The organism is Phyllobacterium bourgognense, assembly GCF_003337575.1.
Taxonomy (GTDB): Bacteria; Pseudomonadota; Alphaproteobacteria; order Rhizobiales; family Rhizobiaceae; genus Phyllobacterium; species Phyllobacterium bourgognense.
Window position 1 is genome coordinate 203,844 of sequence record NZ_QPJM01000009.1, and the last position, 6,299, is coordinate 210,142.

The following is a 6,299-nucleotide window of genomic DNA, read 5'->3' on the forward strand; positions in this document are numbered from 1 at the left end:
TTGTGCAGCAACCGAAGATCCGTCTATTCCACGATGAGCCCGTCCAGCTTGGCGAAGGGCCGGGCTACGATCCGCTGACGAAGACCGTGTGGTGGTTCGACATCGTCACCGGCCGTCTGTTCGAGAAACCTTTGGCTGGCGGTACGGCCGAAGTTCATGCTCTTGGGCAAATGGCGAGCGCCCTTGCTGTCATCGATGAGAAGCGGCAGCTGATTGCTACCGAAACCGGGCTCTTCATCCGCGATCGGCAGACCGGGCACTCAACGATGCATCAACCGATCGAAGCCGACAACCCGGCCACCCGATCCAACGACGCGCGCGTTCATCCCGCTGGAGCCTTTTGGGTCAGTACGATGGGAAAGACGCAGAAGGGTGCGGGCTCGATCTATTGGTATCGCCAAGGCGAATTGCGCAAGTTGTTCAGCGGCATATCGATTCCCAACTCGATCTGCTTTTCCCCGGATGGTCGTATTTCTTATTTTGCGGATACCGGCAAGAACATCATTTGGCGCGTCGATACCGATGCCGAGACAGGCCTTCCTGTCGGGGAACCCGTGTTGTTCTACCAGCATAGTGAGCCGGGTGGCATCGATGGGTCCGTGGTCGATGCGGAAGGAAATTTGTGGAACGCTTGCTGGGGCGGCTCCTGCATCAATGTCTTTTCATCAACCGGAATGCGCATCCGCTCGATTGAAATGCCAGTCCGCCAACCATCCTGCCCGGCGTTCACCAGTGAAGACAGCGCCAACCTCATTGTGACAACGGCTTACCACGAAATGAATGACGCCACACACCAGAGTGATCCCGGCGCGGGAAAGACCTACCTGGTAGAAGTTGCCGGCAAAGGCAGGCTCGATCCGCCAGTGATTTTGTAGTCCAAAAAACCAAGGAACCATTCCCAGGGGTCCTCGTTATTTTCCTTGTAACCAATCGAGAGAGCAATGCGCTACGGGGGTTGTAAAGCCGCCGAGTGATTGATCGTGTCTGCAAATCAGGAGGACGACATGGGATTTTTTTCTAAAGATATCAAGACGATGGACGATCTCTTCGTTCATACACTGCGTGACATCTACTATGCTGAAAACCAGATCGCAAAGGCTCTGCCCGAAATGATCGACAAGGCCTCTGATCAGGAATTGAAGAACGGTTTTGAGAAACATCTTCAAGAGACGGAGATGCAGATTGAACGTCTCGAGCAGGTGTTCAAGTTGCATGGCGTGGATGTTGCCGGCGTCAATTGCCCGGCGATCGATGGCATTCTTGAGGAAGCTGATGATGTCTCGGGCGAGGTCGATGACGATCAGGTTCTGGACGCTGCGCTCATCGCCGCCGGGCAGGCGGTCGAGCACTACGAGATCACGCGCTATGGTACCCTTGTTGCTTGGGCCAAACAGCTCGGCCGTAACGACTGTGCGACGCTGCTCCAGCAGAACCTGCAGGAAGAAATGAATACCGACAAGGCGTTGACAGCTATGGCTGAAAGCCGGGTCAACGCCGCAGCGGCGTGATTTAGAGCCATTCTGCAAAAGCCCGCATCAGCCGCTGATGCGGGCTTTCTGTCTTATCGCCCACATAAAAACAGTCGAGTTCCCAACGTTCAAGGACCCCTTGACAAGTCGAAGCCACTGTCATTCTATTGGCTATCCATTATTAGGTACTATATTCCATAATAATGGATTATAACGAAAACATTCGCTAGACGAATAGGGGAACGAAGATGACCAACCGACTGCGTGTTGCGGCCGCTGTAGCCGCATTCGCGATGCTGCCTTCACTTACGGCGTTCGCACAGGAAACCAAAAGCAAACTGGATGAAGTTCTGGCCCGGGGTCATCTGGTTCTCGGCACTGGCAGCACCAATGCGCCGTGGCATTTCAAGAGCGTAGACGACAAACTCCAGGGTTTTGACGTCGACATGGGTCACATCATCGCCAAGGCTCTGTTTAATGACCCGGAGAAGATCGAATTCGTCAATCAATCTTCCGATGCGCGCATTCCGAATATCACAACGGACAAGGTCGATATCACCTGCCAGTTCATGACTGTGACGGGAGAACGGGCACAGCAGATCGCTTTCACCATTCCCTACTACCGGGAGGGTGTTGGTCTCATGCTCAAGGCTGACAGCAAATATGCCGACTATGCCGCGCTGAAAGCCGCCGGCTCTGCGGTCACGATCTCCGTTCTGCAGAATGTCTACGCTGAAAGCATGGTCCATGCAGCTCTGCCGGAAGCCAAGGTCGACCAGTACGAATCCGTGGATCTTATTTATCAAGCTCTTGAGTCCGGTCGGGCGGACGCAGCAGCGACAGATCAGTCGTCGCTCGCCTGGTACATGACCCAGAACCAGGGCCGCTACAAGGATGCTGGCTATGGCTGGAACCCGCAGACTTATGCCTGCGGCGTCAAGCGTGGCGACCAGGATTGGTTGAACTTCGTCAACACTGCGCTGCACGAAGCAATGACCGGTGTTGAGTTCGACTTCTATGCGAAATCGTTCAAAACCTGGTTCGGCAAGGATCTGACGCCTCCGCAAATCGGCTTCCCGGTCGAATACAAATAAGTTGATCACGCTGCGGCTTCGGAAATTTCCGGAGCCGTTTCCTTCTCGTTCCGGATAACAGGAACATCATGGGTTATACGCTGAATTTTGCTGCAGTGTGGCGAAGCTTCGATCTTCTGCTCGAAGGGCTGGCACTCAGCCTTGCCCTAGCCTTTGGGGCAATCCTGATCGGCGCAGTGATTGGCCTGTTCACCGCGTTCTGCCTCATCTCGAAGAATGGCTTTGCGCGGCGTCCAGCCGGAATTTACGTGACGATTATCCGCAACACGCCTATCCTCGTGCTTGTCCTCTTCACCTATTTCGCGCTGCCACAGCTGGGTTTCCGGCTAGGCAAGATCGAAAGCTTCATCTTCACGCTCGCGCTTTATTCCGGCGCGTATCTTGCAGAGGTTTTCCGCGCAGGTCTGCTGTCAATTCCCGTTGGATTGCGAGAAGCGGGGCTCGCCATCGGCCTTACGGAAATGCAGATTCGCACCTCAATCATCGCGCCGCTGATGTTCCGCAATGTCTTGCCGTCGCTGAGCAGTACAATCATCTCGCTGTTCAAGGATACTTCGCTGGCGGCGGCGATCGCCGTGCCGGAGCTGACGTTCGAGGCACGCAAGATCAATGTCGAGACCTTCCGTGTCATTGAGACCTGGATCGTCGCCAGCTGCCTCTACGTCATAACGTGCTCGATCCTCGCCGCGCTGATGCGTGCCCTCGAGCGCCGCCTGTCAGTGCCGAGGTGATGTGATGGATATTGCTCATTTCCTCGATATACTCTGGCTGGCCCGCATACCGATCCTCAAGGGCCTCGGTTTCACCATTTCGATTTCCCTGTTGGCAATTTGCTTCGGCACGTTGCTTGGAATATTCGTGGGCCTTGCTCTGACGTATGGCGTCCGGCCGCTGCGCTGGATCGTGCGTGGCTATACGGATTTCATTCGCGGTACCCCAGTCCTCGTCCTCGTGCTGGCAAGCTACTATGTGCTCAGCACTATCGGTCTTGATCTCAGCCCGTTTCAGGCCGGCGTATTGGCCCTCGCCGTGTTCTGCAGTTCCCATGTCGGAGAGATAGTCCGGGGAGCGCTTCAAGCCATCCCGAAGGGGCAGACGGAAGCCGCCAAGGCGATCGGCCTGACGTTCCCGCAAACCTTTGCTTACGTGCTTGGGCCGCAAGCGCTGCGCCAGGTTCTACCGGCCTGGGTGAATACGGCCGCGGAAATGGTCAAGGCATCGACATTGCTCTCCATCATCGGCGTTGCCGAGCTGCTGTTGCGTACGCAGGAAATTATCTCGCGATCGTTTCTCAGCCTCGAATTCTATTTCTTCGCCGGCTTTCTCTATTTCATCATCAATTATGCCATCGAGCGTTTCGGCCGCTATGTCGAACGCAAGACCGCTATTCCGTCCTGAGGCGATAACGATGCCAAACCATCTTCTAGAAATCCGCGATCTGCACAAAAGCTACGGTGAAGTCGAAGTCCTGAAAGGTGTTGATTGCACCATGGCGCAGGGCGACGTCATCAGTATCATCGGATCGAGTGGCTCCGGCAAGACGACCATGCTGCGCTGTATCAACATGCTGGAGGAATTCCAGGGCGGCTCGATCAGTATCGATGGCGAGGAGATCGGCTATGAGACGGTAGGTGGACAGCGCCGCCGCAAGAAGGAAAAGGAGATAGCGCGCCAGCGTGCGTTGACCGGCATGGCCTTTCAGCAGTTCAACCTTTTTCCGCATATGAGCGCCGCCCGCAACGTTATGCTCGGGCTGATGAAGGTGAAGAAGTTGAGCAAAGACGAAGCACGATCCATCGCCGAGAAATGGCTCGATCGCGTCGGCCTGCGCTCCCGTGCCGATCACTTCCCCGGCCAGCTTTCCGGCGGTCAGCAGCAACGCGTGGCGATTGCGCGTGCCATCGCCATGAACCCCAGACTGATGCTTTTCGACGAGGTAACATCAGCACTCGATCCCGAGCTTGTGAACGAGGTTTTGCAGGTCATCAAGTCGCTGGCTCAAGACGGCATGAGCATGCTGCTTGTCACCCATGAGATGCGCTTTGCTTACGAGGTCTCGAACCGCGTCATCTTTATGAACCAGGGGCGCATCGGTGAAGAGGGGAACCCGCGCGAGATGTTTCACAAGCCGAAGAGTGAACGGCTTTCCGAATTTCTCAAAACATCGAGCTTCGGTGAGCGCTAACGTCGTTTCATCCATGCATCGACGGACCAGGCACCCGGGCCAAAAGCCAACAAAGCCAGGAACCCGCCGGCAATGGCGATGTTCTTGTTAAAGTTGATCAATTGTTCGAGATTTCCGAAGTCGGTATGGAACAAAAGAGCCGTTAACAAACAAAACCCGGCAAGTGCGAGAGCAGCGTAGCGAGTCATGAAGCCGGCAGCGACGAGAACCCCGGCACCGAGTTCGGTTAGGATGACGAGCGGCAACAGCTTGGCTGAAACACCGTTGGTCTCCATATAGGCGGCAGTACCGGCATAGTCGGCAATCTTGCCCCAGCCTTCCATGACAAAGATATAAGCAAGAAACAGCCTGGCAAGTAACGCGACAGGCGCCTGAAAACCTTCCATACTATCCTCCGCTGATAAAACTTCACGAGTGGTGTGTGCCAATAACACCGAGAGTGACCGTTCTATTCGAAACAAAGAATGAAAACAGGGTCTCGTCCTTGGCCAAAGGCAATTACCGACCGAAGACGAACCCGACTGCATCGAGTATAGCCATCACAACAATCGCTGTGGTCAGGACAATACCGAGGCCCCGCTCGAAACTGCCAAGCCGATTGGAGGTCTGGATCAACTTGCCATCCCAATAAAGATTGCCGGTTTCTTCATGAATGCCGAAAAGGGCACTGCCTTTCAGCGATAGTTGCCTTACGTTCCGAGGCCAATGAGATGGCGCTGGTTCGCGTGAAAATCGGCCATTTCGATGATCGGGAAAATCAGTCTCTAATCGCATTGAAGGATCTCCTGGGTGACCGGCAACACAACAGGCAGCTGGTTGCAAATCAAGAGGCGGAACCGCTCAATCGCAAGTGTCGGTTAACGTTCCATCAGCAACCGGAACGTGTCAATGAGGATCGCCAGAAAAACGCCGGCTCCGGTGATGATCACGCCATTCAGAAACAGCCGGCTTGCCTTGTCGTAGATGACTTTTTTCAGTGACGACGTTTGCAAAAGTAAAGCGAGGGAACGCAGTTGAAAGACGATGCCTATAGCTATGACGACCAGCGTCGGCAGGTCGGTAAGTCTCCACGGTATTGGATTGCTGGCCCACTGCGTAAGGAAGCCCAGGGAAAATGAAAGCACCACACCCACGACGGTAATCGTGCCATTGCGGAAAAGCGTTTCTATCAGGTGTTCGTCGTCATCGTTGAGTTTCATTTTTCCGCTCTCCATCCTGGTGACTATCCACTCTTTTGTGTGACAATCAACCGTGCTTGAATATCTTATTCAATGACTGCAGAGCCCAAATTGCCGGTCTACGCAAAATGTGCAAAACCTGGTTCCATAACCATTCTTATGCCTCAGAAGCATGTAGCGGGGCACATTCTATTTTCAATTGCGACACGTACAAAACCCTCTTTATTTTCAGGAGGATGGAATGCCCCGCAGTTTCACGCAATTGACGATGGATGAACGGCGTATCGTTTCGCAGATGCTGCAGGCCAAGGCACGCTTGGCCCAGATTGCATCAATTCTTGGTCGTCATCGTTCCACGGTTCACCGCGAGATC

10 protein-coding genes are annotated in these 6,299 nt (G+C 54.4%); 7 read left to right on the forward strand and 3 right to left on the reverse strand.

Annotated features, from left to right (window positions below; translation table 11 throughout):
* Positions 1-2: 2 nt before the first annotated feature.
* From C7476_RS16840 to C7476_RS16865, 6 genes are all read left to right on the forward strand, one after another.
* Entirely contained in the window at positions 3-875 is an 873-nt protein-coding gene (locus tag C7476_RS16840) for an SMP-30/gluconolactonase/LRE family protein (RefSeq protein WP_245426390.1), read from the forward strand.
* Between the two features lie 129 nt (positions 876-1,004).
* Positions 1,005-1,508 (forward strand): YciE/YciF ferroxidase family protein, encoded by a 504-nt coding sequence (locus C7476_RS16845; RefSeq protein ID WP_114431051.1) that lies wholly within the window; start codon positions 1,005-1,007, stop codon positions 1,506-1,508.
* 209 nt (positions 1,509-1,717) lie between these two features.
* Positions 1,718-2,563: a transporter substrate-binding protein gene (locus tag C7476_RS16850; protein ID WP_114431052.1), complete on the forward strand. Its 846-nt coding sequence runs from the start codon at positions 1,718-1,720 to the stop codon at positions 2,561-2,563.
* 68 nt (positions 2,564-2,631) lie between these two features.
* Complete coding sequence (locus C7476_RS16855; RefSeq protein ID WP_114431053.1) at positions 2,632-3,294, forward strand: amino acid ABC transporter permease; 663 nt, start codon at positions 2,632-2,634, stop codon at positions 3,292-3,294.
* A 4-nt stretch (positions 3,295-3,298) separates the two neighbouring features.
* Positions 3,299-3,961 carry an amino acid ABC transporter permease gene (locus C7476_RS16860; protein ID WP_112531493.1) on the forward strand — a complete coding sequence of 221 codons (663 nt, stop codon included), beginning with the start codon at positions 3,299-3,301 and terminating at the stop codon, positions 3,959-3,961.
* 10 nt (positions 3,962-3,971) lie between these two features.
* Positions 3,972-4,748, forward strand: a complete 777-nt coding sequence (locus C7476_RS16865; RefSeq protein ID WP_114431054.1) for an amino acid ABC transporter ATP-binding protein — start codon at positions 3,972-3,974, stop codon at positions 4,746-4,748.
* Here C7476_RS16865 and C7476_RS16870 read toward each other — a convergent pair.
* The 3 genes from C7476_RS16870 to C7476_RS16880 form a co-directional block, all read right to left on the reverse strand.
* Positions 4,745-5,134 (reverse strand): DoxX family protein, encoded by a 390-nt coding sequence (locus C7476_RS16870; protein ID WP_114431055.1) that lies wholly within the window; start codon positions 5,132-5,134, stop codon positions 4,745-4,747. The genes C7476_RS16865 and C7476_RS16870 overlap by 4 nt on opposite strands.
* Positions 5,135-5,246: 112 nt before the next feature.
* Positions 5,247-5,522 (reverse strand): hypothetical protein, encoded by a 276-nt coding sequence (locus C7476_RS16875; RefSeq protein WP_114431056.1) that lies wholly within the window; start codon positions 5,520-5,522, stop codon positions 5,247-5,249.
* An 83-nt stretch (positions 5,523-5,605) separates the two neighbouring features.
* A complete protein-coding gene (locus tag C7476_RS16880) occupies positions 5,606-5,947 on the reverse strand; it encodes a hypothetical protein (RefSeq protein ID WP_114431057.1) in 342 nt (113 codons plus the stop codon).
* Positions 5,948-6,167: 220 nt separating this feature from the next.
* On the opposite strand from C7476_RS16880, the gene C7476_RS29445 reads away from it, so the two are divergent.
* On the forward strand, positions 6,168-6,299 hold a 132-nt coding region (locus C7476_RS29445; protein ID WP_147274676.1), incomplete at its 3' end, for a helix-turn-helix domain-containing protein.

Coding starts and splice junctions, on each gene's coding strand:
- C7476_RS16860 (WP_112531493.1), top strand. CDS start 3,299: ATGGATATTGCTCATTTCCTCGATATACTCTGGCTGGCCCGCATACCG.
- C7476_RS16850 (WP_114431052.1), top strand. CDS start 1,718: ATGACCAACCGACTGCGTGTTGCGGCCGCTGTAGCCGCATTCGCGATG.
- C7476_RS16870 (WP_114431055.1), bottom strand. CDS start 5,134: ATGGAAGGTTTTCAGGCGCCTGTCGCGTTACTTGCCAGGCTGTTTCTT.
- C7476_RS16865 (WP_114431054.1), top strand. CDS start 3,972: ATGCCAAACCATCTTCTAGAAATCCGCGATCTGCACAAAAGCTACGGT.
- C7476_RS16875 (WP_114431056.1), bottom strand. CDS start 5,522: ATGCGATTAGAGACTGATTTTCCCGATCATCGAAATGGCCGATTTTCA.
- C7476_RS16855 (WP_114431053.1), top strand. CDS start 2,632: ATGGGTTATACGCTGAATTTTGCTGCAGTGTGGCGAAGCTTCGATCTT.
- C7476_RS16880 (WP_114431057.1), bottom strand. CDS start 5,947: ATGAAACTCAACGATGACGACGAACACCTGATAGAAACGCTTTTCCGC.
- C7476_RS16845 (WP_114431051.1), top strand. CDS start 1,005: ATGGGATTTTTTTCTAAAGATATCAAGACGATGGACGATCTCTTCGTT.